The organism is Bacillus arachidis, assembly GCF_030285945.1.
GTDB lineage: Bacteria > Bacillota > Bacilli > Bacillales > Bacillaceae_G > Bacillus_A > Bacillus_A arachidis.
Genome location: NZ_CP127376.1, coordinates 883,771 through 906,390 on the forward strand (window position 1 = coordinate 883,771; position 22,620 = coordinate 906,390).

Here is a 22,620-nt window from a genome sequence, read left to right on the forward strand (position 1 = left end):
TGCTATTTTTTGATTTCTTAACCTGCTTTCAAATCAACAATATATCGCTAAAATTGTTGGAACTCAGTAGTATATTTTAGAAAAAGAGATTGTTTTCTTTCATTAATAATAGGGAATTCGTAAATTTTCGAGAATATTAGACAGAAAATTACGAAAAAAGAAGGGTTTTACACCTCTTTTCTTTAATTATATAAATATAATCTTTTAAGTAGGAAAGAGGGATATATAATGGAAGTAAAAAGTAAAGCAGAGTCTGTAGTTGTGAAATATGAAGGACGAGTAGCAACGATTATGATGAATCGTCCAGAGGTATTAAATGCGCTAGATGAACCTACGCTCAAAGAATTATTAGCAAAATTGAAAGAAGTAGCTGAAAGTAACGTTCATATTGTCGTACTATGCGGCAATGGACGTGGTTTTTCTGCGGGTGGAGATATTAAATCTATGCTTTCTAGTAATGATGAAAGTCGTTTTGAAAGTATTATGAACACTATTTCAGAAATTGTCGTAACGTTATATACAATGCCAAAACTTGTGATCAGCGCAATTCATGGCCCAACTGCAGGGCTTGGATTGAGTATTGCTTTAACAGCAGATTATGTAGTAGCAGACATTTCATCTATCATTGCGATGAATTTTATTGGAATCGCTTTAATACCAGATGGCGGGGGGCATTTCTTCTTACAAAAACGCCTCGGTGAAAACATGGCAAAACAAATCATTTGGGAAGGTAAAAAGTTATCAGCAACAGAAGCGTTAGAGTGTGGATTAATTGACGAAGTTGTCGGAGAAAACTTCCAAGGGGCTGTAAAACAAAAGATCAATGAGTGGCTTCAAAAACCAATTAAATCCATGATCCAAACGAAACAAATTCTATGTGAAGTCAATCGTTCAAGCTTAGAACAAACGCTTCAGCTTGAAAAACGTGGACAATATGCAATGAGAAAAACGGCTGATCATAGAGAGGGAATTGCTGCATTTTTAGAAAAGCGTCTGCCTGCGTTTAAAGGGGAATAAAAAAGAGAAAGTGTTAACACAATCCTAAGTGTTAGCACTTTTTTAAATAACGAGGGAAAAAATGAAAAGAAAAGTTATATATATTATCGGTTTATTTATACTAATCTATTTTGCTCTACATAGCACACCAACGCTTGCTGTTCGTACGGCGTTATTTTTTGAAGGGCATCCAAAGGTTGCTATAGGAGGAGAAATTACGAAGGAACGAAATATAGAAAAAGAGGCACTTCCTGCAGCTTATCAAACATTGTATGGAACAGAAAATAACGAACCGGACCATTACTTCTTTCCGCATGTACAAGCTCATGGAACAGGGATTGATATGATTAGTGCGTGTGTGAAAAAGAAATGGTTTTTCTACCAAGCAGAGCTAGGATGCTACTAAATATGGAAAGAAGATATGCTATAGTATAAGTATGATATTTTGGTGGGGGTAGAACTATGTCAACTTATAATAAATTAGTTAGAGATCTCGTTCCAGAAAAGATTTTAATGTCTGGAAAAACATATACTTCAAAAAAATTAACAGGGCAAGCATACATAGAAGCATTAGCGAAAATTGGAACGGAAGAAATTCGTGAATTTGCTTCAATGAAAGAACGTGAACATGCATTAGATTCACTTGCGGACGCATTAGAAATCATCCTCTCACTCGCGCGTACAGAAGGGGCGACATTTGAAGATATTGAACGTATTCGTAAGCAAAAAGAAGAAGAACTCGGTGGATTTGAGAGAGGAATTTATTTGCTGGATGTTTTGGAGGAGTAGTTTGGTAGAGAGTTATACAACATACTAAAATTGACTTTCACATGATTTTTTCAGCAAGCTAGTAGAAAAGAAGGATAAGTAGTTAAGATAATTAATAGCTATATATAGATGAAAAGCTCATCCTTTTCTAGAAAGGTTGAGCTTTTTGTTATTTTGCTAGTTTTGTTTTCGTTACAAAAAGGCTAATGATAAAAAGTATTCCTGTTAGCCCCCATCCAATTGTAATCGCAGTAGATGTATGCAGAGTATAAGAAACCTGTAAACAAAGCAAAGATGATAAAAACCAGATTAATGCAATTTCTACATGTTTTTTCGTTAATTTCATTCCAATGAATCCCCTTTAATATTTATATGATATGAAAGAATATTTTACCATAATTATGTAATTTCAAAAATGAAATATACAGAAATCTCCATCATTATAAGTAGAGATTTGGCAATAATTTCGGTATACTGAATATTAGAAAAAAGTGAGGGGGAACTACATTGGCACATCACGCAAGAGAAACGATGGAATTAATTAAACAACTTGTTTCTATTCCAAGTCCATCTGGAAACACAGGAAAAATCATTAACTTTATTGAAAACTACGTAAAAGAATGGAATGTAGAAACGAAGCGTAATAATAAAGGTGCACTTATTTTGACGGTAAAAGGAAATAACGATGAGCAACACCGCTTACTAACTGCTCACGTTGATACATTAGGTGCAATGGTAAAAGAAATTAAATCTGATGGTCGTCTTAGCTTATCGATGATCGGAGGATTTCGCTGGAACTCTGTTGAAGGAGAATATTGTGAAATTGAAACAGCGAGCGGAAAAACATATACTGGTACAATTTTGATGCACCAAACATCTGTGCATGTCTATAAAGATGCAGGTGAAGCAAAACGCGATGAAAAAAATATTGAAGTCCGCATTGATGAGCGCGTATCTTCAGCGGAGGAAGTTCGTGAACTAGGAATCGAGGTTGGGGACTTCGTCTCATTTGACCCACGCGTTCAAATTACAGAGAGCGGCTACATAAAATCACGTCATCTAGACGATAAAGTAAGTGTTGCAATCCTACTAAAATTAATGAAAAGATTACAAGATGAAAATATTACATTGCCATATACAACACATTTCTTAATCTCTAATAATGAAGAAATTGGTTATGGCGGTAACTCTAACATTCCAGAAGAAACAGTTGAATATTTAGCGGTTGATATGGGAGCGCTTGGAGACGGGCAGGCATCAGATGAATATACAGTATCCATCTGTGCAAAAGATTCTAGTGGTCCATACCATTACGGTTTACGTAAACATTTAGTGGAACTTGCAAAAGCAAACAATATTGAATATAAAGTAGATATCTATCCATACTACGGATCAGATGCATCTGCGGCAATCCGTGCAGGTTTTGATGTGAAACACGCGCTAATTGGAGCAGGAATTGATTCTTCTCATGCATTTGAGCGTACGCATGAGAGTTCAATTGCACATACGGAGGCGCTTGTGTTTACTTATGTGATGTCGGAGTTGATTGGTGAATAATAAAAAGAGGTTATCTGGTACCAGGGTAACCTCTTTTTATATGGTGAATGTTGTTGGAATAAGCGTTAAATATTTCTTATCTACAATGTGTAAATAACCTATGAGGCAATCTCCTTACATACTACATGTGGAGTTGCACAGCTATTAAAGAAATTTACCTTCTTAAAATTGAAGCGGCTTGTAATTTTGGTATGAATCTCAGGTGAACTCATGTTACTTAATCGTTCCCATCCCACCTATTTTTACATTTACCTTGACGTTTACATCGCCCTTTGCTAATTCATTATTCCATTTATTTTTGATTTTTTTCCATTCTGGATATGTGTAAGTTCTCGCATATACCCCAAGCCCAATCGGGTCGATTTTGGCAGCTTGTACTTTCTTTATTAATTGTTTGAAATCAGCTTCCAGCTTAGTTTCAATCGCCTTTTGTAATTTTTCTGCGTCCTTTCTTGTATTGAACGAAAAAAGCCGTTCTGTAATGCCGATTCTCATCTTTACATCTATACTAAATATAAAATGATTATCATATCTTACCTTTGTCTTTACTTTAATATTTTGGGCACTAAAGCTTATCCAATCTTTATCCTGGCTATCTGACTTTAATCTAATTGCAATTGTAAATGGAAATTCACCTTTCGTTTCTTGCTGCAAAATGCGTAATAGTTTGTTTTCATCGGATTTTAGCGTTAATTTATAACTTCCTTTTTCATCCAATAAAGCTGTACCTGTTACCCATATTTTATTCTTTTTTTTCATCTCAGTAATACTTGCTGTTATCCCTTTGTCTGCTATTTGTTCATGTAATTTTTGAAGAGTTGTTTTTACTGCGATATTTCTTAAATAGGCCGTATCAACTAGTTTTGCTAAATATAAAGGAAGCCGCGGCTTATCTTTTGGGTTATAAAAGATGACATCTGAAACAGATCCATCTACAGCAACAACCCTTGTGGTAACTGTATTTTTGGGGTCTCGGTAAAATGGGTCGAGGTACTTTTCCCAGTTTTTTCGTTTCATTAGCCGTTTTCCAACTAAAATAACCTGTGTTTTACTTCCCGAGGTTAGCGCCATAACCGTAGCGTCAAATTGCTCTCTAGAATTTCGAACCGTAACAGACCTCACACCAGTAGTTTCTTCTTTTACCTTTGTTTCTTTATTAAAAACAGGACTTGACATGTACACCAATAAATTATTATTACGATCTAAATCGATACCAAGGATAAGAGTAAGGGAAACATCTTCAACATTTGTTTGATCAAAGCATCCAGTCATCATGAACACCGAGAACAAAATACAACATAATACCTTTCTTTTCAATGTATCCCCCCCTCGCGAGACTTCTCATATACCCAGCTATACATCCATAAAATGATAGGTGATATATACGTCAATCCTAATCCAGCATTCGATACTGCCTGTTGCAAAGTTTCGGATTGATTCCAACTAGGACGAGTCCAAAATACGAAGCCGATAATGAACAATAATAGAACAACGACATGAGAGGTGTGATCTTGCTTCCCAAGTAATTGGCTAGAACAAAATACAGCGCAGTATATGCAAGGAATCCAGGCTGTGGAAACAACGGTTAAGTAAACAGCTAATAAAATCATGTCAAAACGTTCTAAAAAACGAAATTCAATTACTTTAAGCAAATTTAGTACCGGCTGGTTAAATTCTGTAATGCTATCAGGGCTAAAATAAGCAAAGCAAACAATAGTAGCAAATAAATAAAATAACATCGTTAAAGTGTTTGCAATAACCATTCCATGGACTGCATACTGTTTTTTTTGTAAAAAGGGATATAAAAAGAACGCAATATCAAACCCTAAATAAGCAAAAATAGTGGTCGGTACAGCTGTTAATACAGGTTTCCATCCTTCTTTTAAGAGCGGAAAGAAAGGCAGCAGGCTTCCGCTCTCTTTTAGCGGTATCAAAAAAAACAGCGGGAGCCAAAGCATCATATAAAAAGTAAGTTCAGAGTACCGCCCTATAATATGAAGACCGTTGCGTACAACAAGAAAGGTAGGAATCGAAAACAAAAAGATAACGAGATAGTCAGGCGTTTTCGGAAGAAGCCATCCCTTAAGATAAAGCATGGCGTTCACAAGAATGGTACAAGAATAAAAAGCGAAGTATATCATGTAAATAACAACGATTGCTTTCCCTACTATTTTTCCAAATAATCGTATAAGAATGTCGTAAAGTGTGTCCTTGGGATACCTTGCAGCTGTTTTCACTATAAAAACACCTGATATTGTGGAGAATACCCAGCCGATAAGTATAGCTATCCATCCATCTGTTCCAGCTTTTTCGGCAAGCAATCGTGGGAGAGATAAAACTCCAGTGGCCACCTGCATTCCATTGATTAAAAAAATATACTGCATAAGAGTGATGTCATTATAGGCATACTTTTTCATAGTTTCACCTTTTATTATGGTTTTTTCCTTGTCGAATAGATTGAGTGGCCCCCGTACCCTTAGGACGACTTCTCATTGCCCATAGAGGAAAGCGTATAAAAGCATCCTTCATATCTGCAAAGCGAAACGGTGCTAACGGAGTTCCATAAGAAGTTCCTAGCGATTCAAGACTGATGAGATGGGCAATTAATGTCATCCACCCGATAACAAGTCCTACAATTCCAAATAAGGCAGCTGATAGCATCATTGGAAAGCGTAAAAGTCTGACTGCTGCTCCCATATCATAATTAGGGATAATAAAAGAAGCGATGGCTGTAATAGCAACAACGATAATCATAATGTTGCTGACGATTCCTGCCTGAACAGCCGCCTGTCCAATAATAATTCCACCTACAATTCCAACTGTCTGACCGATCGGGGTAGGCAGCCGTAAAGCCCCTTCTCTCATCGCTTCCAATGTCATTTCCATAAGTAATGCTTCTATAACTGGAGAAAAGGGTACGCGTGTTCTTGATTCTGCAATAGATAAATAAAGCTCTACAGGAATAACTTCAAAATTAAAGGAAATAAACGCAACATAACTCGCAGGCAAAAATAGAGCAATCATAAAAGCCAAGAAACGAAGTATACGAATAGACGAGGCAACTAACCAACGTGTCCCGTAATCATCAATTCCTTGAAAAAAAGATATAAAATTTGTCGGAGCAATTAATACACTTGGGGAATGATCCACAACAACCACAAATCTTCCCTGAAGAATATGAGATACAGCCACATCGGGTCTTTCAGTTAATATAAATTGCGGAAACGGTGAGTACGGGTTATCTTCAATAAATTCGATAAGTTCACCAGTACTCTCAACAGCGTCGACCGTAATATCTTGAATCCGTGTTTCTAATTCCTTTAGCACATCGTCAGAAGCTACATCTTTCAAATATAAAATAGAAATCCTCGTTTTGCTTCGTATACCAATTATTATTTCTTTTATCGTTAATTCGCGATGAGGAATATATCTTCGAATCATTGCGATATTTTGACTTCCAGTTTCTACAAATGCTTGATGCGCACCTTTTAGGGCTATTTCGTTATGAGCATCTTCAATATTTCTTTGTGGCCATCCTTTCGTATCCAATTGATGCGCTGTTGTTCGGCCATGTATTAATAAAACACTATCTCCTCCAAAAATAGCATTTTCAATCTGACTCCATGTATTAATAATTTTAATATGTCCTAATGTAATTGGGAGCTCCGTATTCGTATCAAAAACACTATTCATCAAAGGATTTAGAACGTGATTTTGAATCAATTGTTTATCTGTTAATCCAGACAAATACACTAAAGCTGCCTCTAATCCATCAGCTTTCATTTGAAATCGACGAATCACTAAATCAGGTGCTTGACGAAATACATTCTGAATATCAGCTATGTTTTTCGATAAATCAGCATCTAAGAGGGAGTCTACGATATTTTTTTCCTGAAAATGAGTATTGTCTCGTATTGAAAATGACTTAGAGTTGCCTCTATATTTTAACCGCTTCAGAAATTTAGCCATGACTCCCTCACTTTCTACGTGCTTTCTATAGTACGTTTAGTATGTATATATTAAGAAAAAATATCCTAATAAATAGAGAGGGGACGCCAGAATTATTACTGCCCGTTAATGCGGGATAAACAAATATACCGATCCTATGCTTATCATCCTTTTTTATAATAATCTTCTATAATTTTTTTTAGGAATCATACCGCCACCTGTTCCTCACATGACGTGTGTAGCATTTTTGAGTTTAAATATGCCTGTTCGTCTTTTTCTTCAATAACCCAAATAGAAAAGCTACTCTCTATCAGCTTCATAAAAACCGATAGAAAGTAGCTTTCATTGTTTCATACATCATGAAAATGCTATAGTCACTTTTCTCGTTCTAGGGTATTTGCTTTTCTTAGCTTGATGGTGATGGGGCGGGACTCCTATAAAAATATTCACGACGAAAAATTGCGCTATTATATTCTCAAGCAAAAATTCGACGTGTTCAACGCCATGAAGAGCTTCTTCCGGCAAAAAGCGAAGGAGAAGATCAGTTGAAGAAAGGCCCTGCGTACGGTGTGCGCAGGGTTGCTGTCGTTATTTGCTTGTAACCGGTACAAGGTGTCTACAGCGGCAAACGCTCAGCCCGATACCGAACAGAAAAGCATCCAATATGGCAGAAGTAAAGCCATAGCTGACAAACGGCAAGGTTATAGATGTTAACGGGAAAAATCCTGCGATCATGCCAATGTTGTACAGATACTGGACAGCGAACAGAGTAAGAACTCCAATCAGCAGCTGTCTGCCAAAGCTTGTTTTTGTCTGCCGGAGCACAGCTGTCATCCGCAGCAGAAGAAGAATCAGCACAGCGACAAGCAAGCCTGTCACAATCCAGCCATAGTAGTGGGCAATGTTCACCAAAACAAGTTCCCCAGCCGTTGCCGGTATATATCCGGAGTAAGAAGAGGTACCAAACCAGCCTCCTGCAGCCATTAATTCTTTAATTTTCAGATACATAAAACCGCCCCCTTGTGCATGTGCTTCCGGATACAAAAAGGCAAAGATGCGCTCCTTTTGATAAGGGGCACTGTGCAGCAAAAAAGGAAAAGCGGCAATGATACCCAATCCACAGGCGGCAGCAACCGTTGTATACATCAGCCTCCGTTCTATACTGCTACCGAGGAACATGATAAGCACAACAACACTGTAAATCATAGCTGCTGTCAGATTCGGCAGAAATACATAATAATACACAGTGACCAGATAGATAGAAGCAACCGCCCATAACTTCACATTGTTTTTGGCAAAGTAGGATGCCCAAAATAGACAAAGGAAGGGCAAGACAGCATCGCTGGAAATAGTACCAACACCAGGAATATACATGTAAGGCTGTCCCCTTATCGTTGTGCTAGGAAAATAGGCCAGCACAACAAGAATCCCTAGTCCAATGCCAAGGAACCACCAGCTGTACCGCTCCAACTTTCGGTAGTCCACCAGCATCATCACAATAGCTACAGTCAAGGCAAGGGCGATATGCATGATCCGCCGTGAAACTAGACCTATGCCTGCATATACCCCCTGTACGTTCAAAAGTGGTAGCAGTCCCATCGCAAACGCCAATACGCACAAACTAATTAGCATCCAGTCTGTCTTAGGCCGATGCAGCTTGTTAAAATGTTTGCCAAGCTCAATGGGATTCCCCATTTGCCGGACAGCCCTTTCCTCAGCTTCCGCTTCCGACATCCCTTTTGCCAGCAGTTGTGCCTTGGACCGAGATAAATGATAAACCAGTTCCATTCGGACAAAGTCCTTTGCCTCCTTAGACTTAATATGCTGCAGCACCATTTTCAAAAAACTGTCCTTATAACTGTTCATGTAGCGACCACCCTTCCAGTAGTTTTTGCAGCGTAGCGCCGACATTTGCTTTTTCAGCTGTTTGCAGCAACTTGGTCCCTTTGCGTGTAAGGGAGTAATATTTGCCTTCTATTTCTGTCCAACGGGCCTGCAACTGTCCTTTTTGCTCTAAATGATGCAGCAGCATATACAGACTGCCCTCATTATTTTCAAATGTCGCAATACCTCTGGCGCGTAAAAGTGTATGTAACTCAAACCCTGTTTTCTCCTGTGTAAGCAGCTGCAGTACGGCAATTAGTATGTCTTTCTCTGCCTTCTCGCTTATTTGGTTTATTTTTTGTTGAATTTGTTTCCGTTGCTGTTCTGAGAAGGTAATCTGATTGAATGCATGCTGCTTCATGGCTTTTTTCAAATGCTTGAGACGCTCTTCCATACCTCATCCCTCCAGACTTTCTTTTAATAGAACCCTTGCCCGCTTCAGCCGGGTTTTCACAGTATTTTGATTCAACCCTGTCACGTAAGATATTTCCTTAATAGAGAGCTCCTCATAGTAATGAAGATAAATGGCTTCCCTATAGGGAGCAGACAAGCTCATGACGGCCTGAGCAAGGTACTCCTGCTCGTCTTTGGTGACAACCTCGTTTTCTACCGCTTCTCTCGTACTGGCAGCTGCGCCAGCATGCTCTTCTGATATAACAATATTTCTGTTATACCAGCTTTTCAGGTAATCTCTGCAATGGTTAATAGCAATTTGCCAAAGCCACGTTTTAAATTTTGCTTTTCCATTATACTGATGCAGTTTTTGGTAGCATTTTATAAATATCTCCTGTGTTAAATCCTCCGCAAGTTCCCGATTTTGTACATATGAGTACACCAATTCCAGTAGAGCTTGTCCATGCAATTCCATAGCTTGACTGATGACAGCTTCATGGTTATCGGACATGAGTACATTTGCAACAGCTTCTTCCATCCTTCCAAACCCCTTTCCATATAATTAGACGATTCACAAAGGAGCTTGGTTTCCTTTTATTTGCAAATATAGCAATTAACCTAACAAAATAAACTGCTGTGCTGCAAAACAATAGAACTGAGCAACTTCTACAACATTTTCGTTTTAGGGTAGTTTTGAGTTTTTAGCTTGATGGGTATTGGGTAGCATCAAGATTATGCGGATTTACAACGTTAGGGTAGAAATCCTTGTATCAATAGGGTTTACTCTATTGGGATAAACAGGAGTTGATGATATGGAAATTTATGAATCTTTATATAATAACTTTCGGCTTTCTTAAGAAAAAATTAAGAAAGCTGATCAGTATTTATTAAGAAATGCTATTTATAATTCAAAATACCCCTTAAAGAAAAAATAAATATTATATATAAACGATATAATTTTTATTATTTTGCGACTTTACATGTTTTCCTCAAACATGTAAAGTCGCAAAACACTAATAAGACGGAGGAATTTTGATTGATGAAAAAGTTTTTATTTTTTTGTAGTATTTTATTAATAATAGGAGCAGGGTATTGTTTCTATCAAGCGTTGCCAAATGTACTGCTTGTATCTGGGGATCAACAACAAGTAGAAAAAGTAACAGAAGAATATAAGTCTAAATTAAGTTCATCTACACAGTATAAAGAAAAACAGTTGTGTGGTTCTGAATTTAAAGATAAAGATGAAACATCCTGTGAAAATACTGGATCAGTACGAGTTTTAAATAAAACTACAGCTGAGAAACTACTAAAAGAACAGATGTTACAAAAAACAATACGTCCACGTGTTACAGAACCTATCCAATCTTTGCCATCCATCACCAAAGAAAAAGGTGTGGTATATGGAAAAGATATTTCTAGTGAAGAGATACAGATTGGAACTCAAATTATTCCTGTGACAAAAGGAGGAGATGATTTAGGAATCGGCGTTGGACAGGGACAAAAAATACAATCTAAATTAATAATTGTTGATGATTCTATTTATAAAGAGCTGTTATTAAAAGAAAATACTTTTAGTATATTGCGTTTTGATATTAAAAACACTTTAATGGGTAATATTCCAGATATAGGAGTTGTAGAAAAATCATATCCAGAAGTAGAAACAATAAGAGTAAAAGCTAATAAAAAGATTAACTATTAACATAAAAAGGGGGGGCTGTTGCAAAGTTAAACAAGCTCTTATACTACGAAAATAAACTTTACGAGAAACCTTCATTCATTTTAATCATTGTACAGAACAAGAACTTATGATTATCAATAGCATTGGTATAATTTTATCGAATACTTCACATGTTAAACGTGCTCTTTCACAAACAGGACAATATGATGAAGCCATTCAATACTGTATCGTACATAATTCTTTTTATTTATTAGGGATCACCTTACATGACCATCAACTTAAGAATTTTATAACACCCCAAAACAAAAAAATTGTACATTTTCACATGAAGATGTCAATTTTCTCGTTTTGGAGGTATTTTTATTTCTTAGCTTGATAGCGATGCGGACCCTCTAAATCAGCATCTCCAAAACAAAGGGACGTTCATAATTAAAAAGAACAGACTTTTCTTTTTTGAAAAGCCTGTTCAAAAATAAATAAATTCAAGTAATTACCATCCAAGCCAAGCCATGAACCATCTGTATTTACTAGAGTTACAACATAGTTTCCTGCTTTCATAGGATCAAAGTAATTATAAACATAATCGCCACCACTCATTGGCCCTTCTGTTACATTAAGGGTTACCGTGTTTCCTGATGATAAACTTTTTACTACAAATTTAAAATTAAAATTTTTATTGTTTTGAATAGCTACTCCAATAGTTCCGTTGTCTGCTACAGATACAGTTTTTTGCATTTGAATTGATGTAGAAAAATTATAACTACCGGAATATCCCCAATTAAATGCTGCAGCTGCTTTTTCTCCAATAAGATTATTTTTATCAGAAAAATTTGGTACAAATGGTCTTTCGACTTCATTTGTATTTTCAACTATACTTTTAATTCTATCTGAAATAGGTTTTACTGTATCAGCTGATGCTGCACCAATCCCCTCAGTTAATGCAATACCTGTTGCTAATGCTCCGACTACTAATTTCTTGAACATAAAAAATCCCTCTTTAATAGTTTTGTAACTCACACCTCAAATGTACCATTTTTTATAAAAAAGGAGATGTTTAGAATTTATAAAAACATTTGTTTCGTTATTAGAAATATTCAGTCTTAAATTTATCAAAGTTTACATTCATAAATTACTGTAAAATAATAAAATTTTCGTTTTGGGGATACTTGAAATTACTAGTTTGATAGGCATGGAGACTGATGGAAAAACGCGGATTTTATACGCTAAGACAGTTTCCAAAAGTGAAATCTCATCTTTGCTAATAAAAAAGCTAGCCTCCACAAGAAATGCTAGTATGGATTATAAACAAAGTTTTACTGTTTATAAAAAAGTCGCACCGTTTTTAAAAAAGTTTAACCATTTATAAAAAAGATGAACCGGAATAATCTAATCATTACTTGAAATATTATCCCCAAAACTAGGAATTAACAATTAAAATTATGGTAAAATTTTCTTATTAATATGAAAGGTGGGGGGGTTATGAGAAATCGTCCACAAATAAGAAGAATATTGTCTGTTTTTGGATTAATTTTTATATTTTGGGGACTTGTAATGCTCAATGGAATTAATGGATTTGATGGAATTAATTCGTTTGAAGGTACCAATAAGATATTTTCCTTCAGTGTTTTTATTACTGGAATAGTTTGTTGTATTGCGTCTAACTTTTTTAAAGAGCGCAAAGTATAAAATATTTTATGTATCTAAAAATGATACTTCTATATAAGTTTTAATCAAACTTTTTTATAAAAATTTTATAGTGCTTCACAAAGTAGAAATCCGTTTTGATCAATCTTTTTTCAAAATAGATTCCTTTTGTCTCTTATCAAATAAGGGTTTGTAAAACATTTCTGATTAAACTTTATTCCAAACCAATAGCTAGTTAACGTAAAATTCGTTATCGGTAGCAAGGACAACGCGGATCCATACTCTTACAAGGAATCCGCCTTTTTCTTTTTCTATGACTCTGTTCACTCTTTTATACATTCCTATCCTAGCGTGGGTTTTAGGATTATCACTTGTTACTAGATTAGCTGAAAAATTGTATAAAATCTTGCATGGTCTTAGCGTAGTTTTTTTCCAAAATGCTGGCGGTATCCCATGGCCATCAAGCTAAAATTTTGAAGTACCCCCCAAATGAAAATTTTCTTTCTCTATAGTTAGTTATTTTGAGAAGTCGGCTGTTTTTTTCGTTTTGGGGGTGTTTACTTTTCTTAAGTTGATGGGTATGGGGTAGTACGCACAAATCTCATCAAATGAGGCATGGACAGGGTTTGGAACAAACGAAACATCCTGGAAAATGGCAATATCGCTTTTGCTGACAAACAAGGAAAAATTCATTTTGTAAGACGATTTCATGAAAATGGTGAAAAAGCAGTTTCTATGGTGATGCAATAAAGTGAAACTGTAATCAGTGGGGATTTTCTTCATCCCCCACTGATTATTAGCCCTCATCAATCGGGCTTTTACGGGCAGTTTATCTCCCACCTAACTTCTTAAAGAAAAGTGGAAGTGGCTCGTCCAGAATGTGAGGGGGGAAGAAGCGAAGCCACCGAACATTTTAACCACTGGAACTGGACAATGCCTTAGCCGAATTTTGAGGTTGGGAGGCTTACTGCCCGCAAATAACGTGATAAAATAATGAAATAACTAGACCACTTGATTTATCTATTGTTTCTTAAACATCATTTATTGATGTAATAACTAACTAAAGCCATTCCGTTAATTCAAGATGGATTATAGTTCCTCCTCTTTAACACTTATCATTTCGTAATTCCCGAAGAATTTGAAAAATTTGACCTCTATGATGCGATTCATGTTCAATCAAATGGTAAACAACCCACTCAGGTGTGACGTCATAATGTTCAAGTACTCTCGGTTTACGCCAATCGATTAAGTCCATTGAACGAAAGTGGGAAAGAAATACTTCACGTACCTTATTAAGGCGGTAAAAATGTTCCTCTATACTTTCTCCCTCAAAGTGAGTTAAATTGCCGTCAGTTCGATGTTCTAAAGGAAATAATGCGCTAATTTCAGGATCCCAATCGGTTCCAAGTACTTCTACATATAACCAATCTGCCTCAATCAATGCAATGTGATACAAAAGTGTCCCAATTGATTGTCTTTCGCCTAATTTTTGATCAATTAAGCTTTGGCTGATGCCAGTTAATTCAGTTATAAGAGTACGTCGAACATCCTCTAGACACCATAGCCATCTGCCAATCTCTTCTTCATACTGTGGTAATGAAGATACCAGTAAAGCTCGTCTCTCCAACAACATCAACCTCCTCTTAATTAAAATGTTTACATTCTATTAAAAAGGGATGTTTCCTTCTTTTAAATCAAAATATTCTTCCCGTATTCCGTAATCTGGCCCTTTCATGGAGTAACTCTATTGCTATTCCGAGTATATTATCGAAAGCTCAAGATAAAGGTATCGAGATGAACTAAAGTACATTTCACCCAGAGATGCCAATTTTCTCGTTTTGGGGGCACTTCAAAATGTGAGATTGATAGCGATGTGGTGCTATACAAATACATGCCTTAATGAGAAATGTGAGATTTCGTTGATCTTACTCAGATATGCAATATTGCATATGAAAATATATTGCTATAAATGTAAGCGCTTACTATAATAAAATTATAAAGAATAAGTCACATCTTAGCAACAACAAAAGAGGAGGCAATAACATGACAATCGTAATGCCAATTTTAAAATTTGTAGGTGGAGTAATTCCATTCGTTCAAGAACTTTTAAAAGCATTTATGTAAGTTTACTAGTTAGCAATTATTTATAAATAATGATCATACCTTAATACGAGAAAAAAAGGAAGAAGTTGATTTTTTTGAAAATTACAAAAAGAAACAAAGGAATAAAATTTCTAGCATGTTTAGCAGTTGGTTTATGCACTATTAATTATTCATCTATCTCCTTCGCGGAAACAAAAACAGGTACAGCTGATGTAACAAAAAATGCTAGTGGTATTGATACTGGCATAGCAAATCTAAAGTATAATAATCAAGAGGTTTTAGCAGTAAATGGTGATAAAGTACAGAGTTTTGTTCCGAAAGAAAGTACAAATTCAAATGGTAAATTTGTAGTAGTTGAACGCGAGAAAAAATCACTTACAACTTCACCAGTGGATATTTCAATTATTGATTCTGTGGCTAATCGTACTTATCCAGGAGCAGTACAACTTGCAAATAAAGCTTTTGCAGATAATCAACCTAGTTTGTTAGTAGCTAAGAGAAAACCTTTGAATATTAGTATAGACTTACCTGGCATGAGAAAAGACAATACAATGACTGTCCAAAATCCTACATATGGTAATGTGTCTGGAGCAGTAGATGAATTAGTATCTACTTGGAATGAAAAGTATTCAAAAACACATACGTTACCTGCAAGAATGCAGTATACAGAATCTATGGTGTATAGTAAATCTCAAATAGCAAGTGCTCTTAATGTTAACGCTAAATATCTTGACAATGCACTGAACATTGATTTTAAAGCGATTGCAGATGGAGAGAAAAAAGTGATGGTTGCGGCATATAAGCAAATATTCTATACCGTAAGTGCAGAACTACCTAACAATCCATCCGACCTTTTTGATAATAGCGTTACTTTTCCAGAGTTAACTCGTAAAGGGGTAAGTAATACGGCTCCGCCTGTTATGGTGTCAAATGTAGCTTATGGTAGAACAGTTTATGTGAAATTAGAAACATCATCTAAGAGCAAAGATGTACAAACTGCTTTTAAAGCCTTAATTAAGGGGCAAGGCGTTGAAGCGAGTGGACAGTACAAAGATATTTTTGAAGACAGTACCTTTACCGCTGTAGTATTAGGTGGAGATGCAAAAGAGCATAACAAAGTTGTTACAAAAGATTTTAATGAAATCCGAAATATCATTAAAGATAATGCAGAATTAAGTTCTAAAAATCCAGCATACCCAATTTCATATACAAGCACTTTCTTAAAAGATAACGCAACTGCTGCTGTTCATAACAATACAGATTATATTGAGACTACAACTACAGAATATTCTCGTGCTAAAATGACGCTTGATCATACTGGTGGATATGTTGCTCAATTTGATGTATCTTGGGATGAATTCTCATATGATAAAAATGGTAAAGAAGTACTAACCCATAAAACCTGGGAAGGAAACGGCAGAGACAGAACTGCTCATTTCAATACAGTCATACCACTTCCGCCGAATTCAAAAAATGTAAAAGTCGTAGCAAGAGAATGTACAGGTCTTGCATGGGAATGGTGGAGAACAATTATTAATGAACAAAATGTTCCATTAACAAATGAAATAAAAGTTTCAATTGGAGGAACAACATTATACCCATCGGCTAATATTAGTCATTAGGTAAAAGTGAAGCGCCCTGTTTATAGGGCGCTTTTTTAATTGGTTGCAAGAATCCCACTGGTTTTCCAACTTGCTCCTTTAGGGGGGAGAGTGTCAATAACATAAAGTATTGTAAAACCTTTAATATCCCTTTCAGAAGTACTGAAGGGAATTTCCGTTCCCATAATCAGTAGTATTAGGGGAACGGGAAGTGAGTGCTATGAGCCATTGAGCCCGAAAGAAAAATTGGTTCTTTTAGCTTATGAAAGAAAGTATTTAGCATCAAGAAGTATGTATCCTATGAAAGTTAAGAGAAGAACAAGAGTAAAAAAGATTGTTTTTTGCTTTTTACTTCTATTTTTAAACCATCCCCATCTTTTGCTATCCATATCTAAGCAATAGTAATCAACCACAAGAAATAACAGGATGAGTAAGAAATAGAAAAAGATTTTCAGTATAATCATCTCCTTTTTATTCCATTTTAATGGAAATAACAAAATGTTCCATTAAGAATGTTCTAATCATGTCAGGATTACATAACAAAACATTATATGAAGTAAACATAGGGACTAATTCTATATTCAACAAGGATTAGACCTTATATTCTTATTAAAAGCTTTATGAAAGAATATATGTTTCACTGGTTTTTCCGAAGATACTAACTGCTCTTAAATAAGATAAAAGTAAATAATAAAAAAATCGCTATCTGAAGCGATTTTTTTATTATTTGTATTGATTGTTGTTAAGGAATAGTAATTACATACGGTACTGTAGATACCTTACCTTTATGTTGGAATTGTCCCTATATTTTATAAGTGCCGCTAGTTGGAAATTCTGTATGGAACATAGCTTCAGGTCTCATAGTCTTGGTATCGGCTGGATGTACATGAAGGTATTTTTAATTGCATCTAGATATGTTTCAAGGTCAGTAATTGGTTTTTTCGTAGCTGCATCTTTTATGTTGAAAAGGAAGAAAAAATCTCACATGAAATTAAACTTATATAATCTTAGTTTGATGGGTATGCGGTGCTACCTTATATATTCGAAAGAACAGTCGATATCGTTTTATCGATGAATCATAATAGATTACTTACCTTTGAGTTCTTCTTGTTTTGCAGCTAATAAATTGCGTAAAACATGGGCACGATAGCTTTCTAATTTTCTTCCTTCATAATAACGAACGCCTATTTTTTTAAGTTCGGCTACGTACCATCCTTTTGTTCCGTAATACATGGAAATCACTTCCTTTTTTTACTTTTAAATAGTATATGTTTTGGAATTTATAAATTTCGTTTTTTTATAGCGAATGACTGAATTTAAAATAAATGTTGAATATTCAGTCTATTTGTATTATTATTAGCTTATTATCGGATGACAGTGATTAGCCTCTCTGCATGCCCGGATATGATTTCGTTCAATTTAATCGAGGATGATTGGCTTCTTTCCACTTGAACTTCCTTAGCAGGAAGACGAGCCATAAGGATAGAGACAGTAAAATCCAATGTAATTCTTTACATTGTTTTTCTGGCTCTTTTTATTGTTTCTATTTATCTCGTCTTAACGGGCAGTAAGACCCCACGCCTCAAGATTCAGAGAGAAATGAGGAAGATAGATGGAGGATAATTGCCCATAAAGGTCCGATTCGTTCAATTAATAATCAGTGGGGATGAAGAACCCGCCCGCTGATTAAAGTTTCACCTTATAGGAGGATTTTGAGAAAGCGTTATCAATCATGGGCGATGTTTCGATCTTATGTATGTTCACTTTAAGAAAAGGATTTATGAAAATAAATACTTATAGGTTGGTGATCTTTTTGGTGAAAGAAAAAAAGGAATTACAAAAAGACTTAAAAACCAGGCATATAACAATGATTTCGATTGGCGGGGTTATCGGGGGAGGCTTATTTGTAGGAAGTGGGACAATTATTCAATCAACAGGTCCAGCTGCCATTTTGTCCTATATCATTGGCGCTTTAATGGTTGTACTTGTGATGCGGATGCTCGGGGAGATGGCTGCGGTAAACCCTGATAGTGGTTCATTCTCAACATATGCACATAAGGCAATTGGACCTTGGGCAGGGTACACAATCGGTTGGTTATATTGGTTCAATTGGCTCATCATTATCGCAATTGAAGCGGTATTGTTAGGCGTGATGATCAATAATTGGTTTCCTTCCATACCAACATGGATAGCGAGTTTGTTCGTGATTATCCTTATGACAATGACAAATGTTTATTCAGTGAAGTTATATGGAGAGTTTGAATATTGGTTAGCGTTTATTAAAGTTGTAGCGATTCTTGCATTTTTAGTGTTAGGAATTGCAATGATTTTTGGACTTGTTCCTAACGTAGATAGACCAGACCTTTCGATGATCTCTGAAAACGGGGGCTTTTTTCCAAAAGGGATTATGCCTGTATTGCTCAGTGTTGTATTTATTTCTTTCTCCTTATCGGGGAGTGAAGTAGCAGCGATTGCGGCCGGAGAGTCTGACAATCCAGAGAAAAATGTAATAAGAGCGATTAACAGTGTTGTATGGCGTCTTATGATTTTCTTTGTAGGGTCTGTAACGATTTTGGTCATTTTTATGCCGTGGAACAATGCAGAATTATTGAAACTACCATATGCAAGTTTATTTCAGATGGCAGGAATCCCTGCTGCTGCAGAAATTATGAATGGGGTTGTGTTTCTATCGCTCCTTTCGGTTATGAATTCCGGAATATACACGAGTTCTCGTATGTTATTTTCACTTGCGAAAAAGGGAGACGCTCCTTTTATTTTTTCAAAGTTAAACAGTAGAGGGACACCCGTTTGGGCGATCTATGCAAGTATCGTATTTGCATTCATTTGCGCTATGCTCAAGTTCATATCACCTGATAAGTTATTTGCTTTTTTAGCGAATAGCTCAGGCGGCGTTACAATGCTGATGTATATGTTCGTTGCCGTTTCACATATTCGATTAAGAAGAAAAGCTGAAAGAGAAGACCCGGGGCAACTAAAGGTAAAAATGTGGTTATTCCCTTACCTCACATATGCAACACTTGCGATGATTATTACGATATTTGTTGCACAAGCGTTTATAGAGGATATGAGAATGCAATTTTATATGACGATGTTAGCGACTGCTATCGTTATTGCAATTTATTTCTTAAGAGATAGAAATAAACGAGTACCGATAAGCGAAGATTTTACGATTATACAAGATTCGAAAGTTAGTTTAGAGAAGGAGTAAGAAAGGGGTATGTTCCATGTTAAAAGAAAAGCAAAATATTGTAACGACAAAATCTAATAGTCTACATGAGAGAAGAAACAATGCGGTGCCTGGGGGGCCTTATAATATTACGCAGTTATATGTAGGGTCGGCAAAAGGAGCAATCATTACGGATGTAGATGGCAATGAATTAATAGATTTTGCAGGCGGGATTGGTATGCAAAATGTTGGGCATTGTCATCCGAAGGTCGTACAAGCCATTCAAAGCCAAGTGGAATCTTCTATTCACAGTTGTTTTCATGTAGCGCCGTATGAAAGCTATATTGAACTAGCTGAGAGATTGAATGAATTAACGCCAGGAGATTTTAAGAAAAAAACAATGTTTGCTAATAGCGGGGCGGAAGCGATAGAAAATGCTGTGAAAATCGCTAGGAAAGCGACTGGGCGCAGTGCCATCGTTTCGTTTGAACGTGCATATCACGGACGTACACTTCTGACGATGTCGCTTACGAGTAAAGTAAAACCTTATAAGCATGGATTTGGCCCGTTTGCATCAGATGTATACAAGCTGCCTTATCCGTATTATTACCGCGCAGAAGACGGCATGACGAAAGAAGAAGTAGATGAGCGAATTTTAGCGTATTTCGAACGTTTTATGTTAGAGGAAGTAGCGAGTGATAATATTGCTGCCATCATTTTGGAACCGCTTCAAGGTGAAGGTGGATTTATCGTTCCAAGTGCTACGTTTATACAAGGCGTTAGAAACCTTTGTGATAAATATGGAATTATCATGATTGCTGATGAAATTCAAACGGGCTTTGCTCGTACAGGAAGTTTGTTTGCGATGGATCATTTTGGCGTAGCTCCTGATTTAATGACATTTTCCAAATCCATTGCTGCAGGGATGCCGCTTAGCGCAGTAACAGGAAGAGCGGAATTGATGGATGCTCCTGGGCCGGGACAACTTGGTGGTACTTTTTCAGGAAGTCCGGTTGCTTGCGCAGCTGCACTCGCTGTTTTAGATGTAATTGAAGAAGAGCAGTTAGTAAAACGTGCTGAAGTCATCGGTAGCCGTATGATGGAAGTGTTCCATAGCTGGAAGGAGAAATATGAATGTATTGGAGATGTGAGAGGCCTTGGGGCTATGACGGCGATTGAACTTGTCAAAGATCGCAATACGAAAGAGCCAGCAACAGAAGAAGTAAAAGCGATTATGCAAGAAACGCATAACAAAGGTGTAATCACAATAAGCGCTGGAATTTATGGAAATGTCCTTCGTTTCTTACCGCCCCTTGTTATTACAGATGAACAACTTGAGGAAGGGCTTGCGATTCTTGAAAGTGCGATTGCGAATCTATCAAAATAAGAAACAATGATGGAGGTAGAAGAATGCAGTTTTTCAATTATATAAATGGCCAGTGGAGAGAGCCATCTACAAATCAATATTCGAAAAACTATAACCCGCATAATGGAGAAGTATTAGGAGAATTTCCATTAAGCTCGGCAGATGATACTAGGGCGGCTATTGCATCAGCGAAAGAAGCTTTTCAACATTGGCAAGGGCTATCATTCCAAGAGCGGGCAAGTTATTTATGGAAAGCAGCAGCGATATTAAAGGAGAGAGTTACTGAAATCGGTCAAGATTTAACAAGCGAAGAAGGAAAGACGCTTGCGGAAGGAATCGGCGAGACGAAGCGAGCAATCAGCATTTTGGAATACTATGCGGGGGAAGCAAATCAGCCAGTAGGGGAAATGATCCCTTCTGTAAATCCGAAAACAATGCTCTATAGTAAGCGCGTCGCGGTTGGACCAGTCGGACTCATTACGCCGTGGAATTTCCCAATTGCGATTCCAGTATGGAAAATGGCGCCGGCACTGATTTATGGAAATACGGTTGTCATAAAGCCGGCTGAAATTACGCCGAAATCCGTGTATCATCTTGTGAATGCTTTTCACGAGGCAGGAATTCCTGCTGGGGTGATCAATTGTGTATTTGGGAAAGGTTCAGTCGTTGGAGCGGAATTAACAGAAAACCCTGATATAAAGGCAATTTCTTTTACAGGTTCGAATGGCGTCGGAAAAAATATTCAGCAAACGGCGATTGCAAGCGGAAAGAAAGTGCAGTTAGAAATGGGAGGAAAAAACCCATTAGTCGTATTAAAAGATGCTGATATCCAGAAGGCAGTCGATATTACGGTCAGAGGTGCATTTATGTCAACAGGGCAAAAATGCACAGCGACAAGCAGAGTGATTATTGAAGATGAGATTTATGAGGAATTTCGAAATGAGCTCCTGTTACGTACAAAGGTTCTAAAAGTTGGAAATCCATTAAAACAGGATACATTTATGGGTCCGTGTGTATCTGAAAATCAACAGCAATCTGTGTTATCGATGATTGAAGTAGGAAAGAAAGAAGCTTCTTTACTTTGCGGCGGTAGCGTACCAGAAGAAGATGAGTTAAAACAAGGATATTATGTCCTGTCGACTATTTTTGAAGACGTACCGCAAGATGCACGAATTGCGAAAGAAGAAATCTTCGGTCCTGTTATCTGTTTGTTTAAGGTGAACAATTATCAAGAAGCGATTCATTTAGCGAATGATACAGAATACGGACTGAGCGCATCTGTTTGTACAAATAATCTCAGCTTAGCCCAGCAGTTTATTGATGATATGGAAGTTGGTATGGTCCATGTCAATTCAGAAACAGCAGGAGCAGAGCCACAAGTTCCGTTTGGTGGTATGAAAAATTCGAGTGCGGGACCGCGTGAACAAGGAAAAACAGCTGCAGAATTTTATACAAGAGTGAAGACAGTATATATCGATCAAGTATAAGTTATAAA

Annotated in this window: 22 protein-coding genes; 11 read left to right on the forward strand and 11 right to left on the reverse strand. The window is 36.6% G+C overall.

Going from position 1 to position 22,620, the window contains the following annotated elements; translation table 11 throughout:
• Positions 1-228: 228 nt before the first annotated feature.
• The 3 genes from QRY57_RS06165 to QRY57_RS06175 all read left to right on the forward strand — a co-directional run bounded on the left by QRY57_RS06165 (position 229) and on the right by QRY57_RS06175 (position 1,785).
• A complete protein-coding gene (locus tag QRY57_RS06165; protein ID WP_286016914.1) occupies positions 229-1,017 on the forward strand; it encodes an enoyl-CoA hydratase in 789 nt (262 codons plus the stop codon).
• Positions 1,018-1,078: 61 nt separating this feature from the next.
• Complete coding sequence (locus QRY57_RS06170; protein WP_286016915.1) at positions 1,079-1,402, forward strand: YjcN family protein; 324 nt, start codon at positions 1,079-1,081, stop codon at positions 1,400-1,402.
• A 56-nt stretch (positions 1,403-1,458) separates the two neighbouring features.
• The gene (locus QRY57_RS06175) at positions 1,459-1,785 is read left to right on the forward strand and encodes a nucleoside triphosphate pyrophosphohydrolase (RefSeq protein WP_286016916.1); all 327 of its coding nucleotides are present in this window, start codon (positions 1,459-1,461) and stop codon (positions 1,783-1,785) included.
• Positions 1,786-1,933: 148 nt separating this feature from the next.
• Here the strand turns inward: QRY57_RS06175 and QRY57_RS06180 are convergent, their stop codons facing one another.
• Positions 1,934-2,110, reverse strand: a complete 177-nt coding sequence (locus QRY57_RS06180) for a hypothetical protein (protein ID WP_286016917.1) — start codon at positions 2,108-2,110, stop codon at positions 1,934-1,936.
• A 161-nt stretch (positions 2,111-2,271) separates the two neighbouring features.
• Here QRY57_RS06180 and QRY57_RS06185 point away from each other — a divergent pair, with 161 nt between their 5' ends.
• Positions 2,272-3,321, forward strand: a complete 1,050-nt coding sequence (locus QRY57_RS06185; RefSeq protein ID WP_286016918.1) for a M42 family metallopeptidase — start codon at positions 2,272-2,274, stop codon at positions 3,319-3,321.
• Between the two features lie 213 nt (positions 3,322-3,534).
• Here the strand turns inward: QRY57_RS06185 and QRY57_RS06190 are convergent, their stop codons facing one another.
• The 6 genes from QRY57_RS06190 to QRY57_RS06215 all read right to left on the reverse strand — a co-directional run bounded on the left by QRY57_RS06190 (position 3,535) and on the right by QRY57_RS06215 (position 10,084).
• A complete protein-coding gene (locus QRY57_RS06190; RefSeq protein ID WP_286016919.1) occupies positions 3,535-4,638 on the reverse strand; it encodes a Ger(x)C family spore germination protein in 1,104 nt (367 codons plus the stop codon).
• Positions 4,635-5,738, reverse strand: coding sequence for a GerAB/ArcD/ProY family transporter (locus QRY57_RS06195; RefSeq protein WP_286016920.1), 1,104 nt, complete (start codon positions 5,736-5,738; stop codon positions 4,635-4,637). Before QRY57_RS06195 ends, QRY57_RS06190 begins: the two co-directional genes overlap by 4 nt.
• A gap of 4 nt (positions 5,739-5,742) precedes the next feature.
• Entirely contained in the window at positions 5,743-7,290 is a 1,548-nt protein-coding gene (locus QRY57_RS06200; protein ID WP_286016921.1) for a spore germination protein, read from the reverse strand.
• 567 nt (positions 7,291-7,857) lie between these two features.
• Positions 7,858-9,135, reverse strand: coding sequence for an FtsW/RodA/SpoVE family cell cycle protein (locus tag QRY57_RS06205; RefSeq protein ID WP_286016922.1), 1,278 nt, complete (start codon positions 9,133-9,135; stop codon positions 7,858-7,860).
• Positions 9,122-9,547 (reverse strand): PadR family transcriptional regulator, encoded by a 426-nt coding sequence (locus QRY57_RS06210; RefSeq protein WP_286016923.1) that lies wholly within the window; start codon positions 9,545-9,547, stop codon positions 9,122-9,124. The genes QRY57_RS06205 and QRY57_RS06210 overlap by 14 nt, the downstream gene beginning before the upstream one ends.
• 3 nt (positions 9,548-9,550) lie before the next feature.
• The gene (locus tag QRY57_RS06215) at positions 9,551-10,084 is read right to left on the reverse strand and encodes a sigma-70 family RNA polymerase sigma factor (RefSeq protein ID WP_286016924.1); all 534 of its coding nucleotides are present in this window, start codon (positions 10,082-10,084) and stop codon (positions 9,551-9,553) included.
• A 501-nt stretch (positions 10,085-10,585) separates the two neighbouring features.
• Between QRY57_RS06215 and QRY57_RS06220 the strand changes: the two genes are divergently transcribed.
• The gene (locus tag QRY57_RS06220; RefSeq protein ID WP_286017811.1) at positions 10,586-11,245 is read left to right on the forward strand and encodes a lipoprotein BA_5634 family protein; all 660 of its coding nucleotides are present in this window, start codon (positions 10,586-10,588) and stop codon (positions 11,243-11,245) included.
• A gap of 408 nt (positions 11,246-11,653) precedes the next feature.
• Here the strand turns inward: QRY57_RS06220 and QRY57_RS06225 are convergent, their stop codons facing one another.
• Complete coding sequence (locus tag QRY57_RS06225; RefSeq protein ID WP_286017947.1) at positions 11,654-12,208, reverse strand: hypothetical protein; 555 nt, start codon at positions 12,206-12,208, stop codon at positions 11,654-11,656.
• 495 nt (positions 12,209-12,703) lie between these two features.
• Between QRY57_RS06225 and QRY57_RS06230 the strand changes: the two genes are divergently transcribed.
• Together QRY57_RS06230 and QRY57_RS06235 are read left to right on the forward strand one after the other, a co-directional pair.
• Positions 12,704-12,910, forward strand: a complete 207-nt coding sequence (locus QRY57_RS06230; protein ID WP_286016925.1) for a hypothetical protein — start codon at positions 12,704-12,706, stop codon at positions 12,908-12,910.
• A gap of 573 nt (positions 12,911-13,483) precedes the next feature.
• Positions 13,484-13,618 (forward strand): hypothetical protein, encoded by a 135-nt coding sequence (locus QRY57_RS06235; RefSeq protein ID WP_286016926.1) that lies wholly within the window; start codon positions 13,484-13,486, stop codon positions 13,616-13,618.
• 355 nt (positions 13,619-13,973) lie between these two features.
• On the opposite strand, the gene QRY57_RS06240 is transcribed toward QRY57_RS06235, so the two are convergent.
• Positions 13,974-14,501, reverse strand: coding sequence for a DinB family protein (locus tag QRY57_RS06240; RefSeq protein ID WP_432804062.1), 528 nt, complete (start codon positions 14,499-14,501; stop codon positions 13,974-13,976).
• Between the two features lie 556 nt (positions 14,502-15,057).
• Between QRY57_RS06240 and QRY57_RS06245 the strand changes: the two genes are divergently transcribed.
• The gene (locus QRY57_RS06245; RefSeq protein WP_286016928.1) at positions 15,058-16,593 is read left to right on the forward strand and encodes a thiol-activated cytolysin family protein; all 1,536 of its coding nucleotides are present in this window, start codon (positions 15,058-15,060) and stop codon (positions 16,591-16,593) included.
• A 781-nt stretch (positions 16,594-17,374) separates the two neighbouring features.
• Here QRY57_RS06245 and QRY57_RS27285 read toward each other — a convergent pair.
• Together QRY57_RS27285 and QRY57_RS06250 are read right to left on the reverse strand one after the other, a co-directional pair.
• Entirely contained in the window at positions 17,375-17,434 is a 60-nt protein-coding gene (locus QRY57_RS27285; protein WP_490715736.1) for a hypothetical protein, read from the reverse strand.
• A 224-nt stretch (positions 17,435-17,658) separates the two neighbouring features.
• Positions 17,659-17,805, reverse strand: coding sequence for a YflJ family protein (locus QRY57_RS06250; protein WP_081810963.1), 147 nt, complete (start codon positions 17,803-17,805; stop codon positions 17,659-17,661).
• Positions 17,806-18,352: 547 nt separating this feature from the next.
• Here QRY57_RS06250 and QRY57_RS06255 point away from each other — a divergent pair.
• The 3 genes from QRY57_RS06255 to QRY57_RS06265 are packed head-to-tail and all read left to right on the forward strand — an operon-like array spanning position 18,353 to position 22,612.
• Complete coding sequence (locus QRY57_RS06255; RefSeq protein ID WP_432804063.1) at positions 18,353-19,801, forward strand: amino acid permease; 1,449 nt, start codon at positions 18,353-18,355, stop codon at positions 19,799-19,801.
• 16 nt (positions 19,802-19,817) lie between these two features.
• Positions 19,818-21,146 carry a 4-aminobutyrate--2-oxoglutarate transaminase gene (gabT, locus tag QRY57_RS06260; RefSeq protein ID WP_286016929.1) on the forward strand — a complete coding sequence of 443 codons (1,329 nt, stop codon included), beginning with the start codon at positions 19,818-19,820 and terminating at the stop codon, positions 21,144-21,146.
• A 23-nt stretch (positions 21,147-21,169) separates the two neighbouring features.
• Positions 21,170-22,612 carry an aldehyde dehydrogenase family protein gene (locus tag QRY57_RS06265; RefSeq protein WP_286016930.1) on the forward strand — a complete coding sequence of 481 codons (1,443 nt, stop codon included), beginning with the start codon at positions 21,170-21,172 and terminating at the stop codon, positions 22,610-22,612.
• The last annotated feature ends 8 nt before the right edge of the window (positions 22,613-22,620 follow it).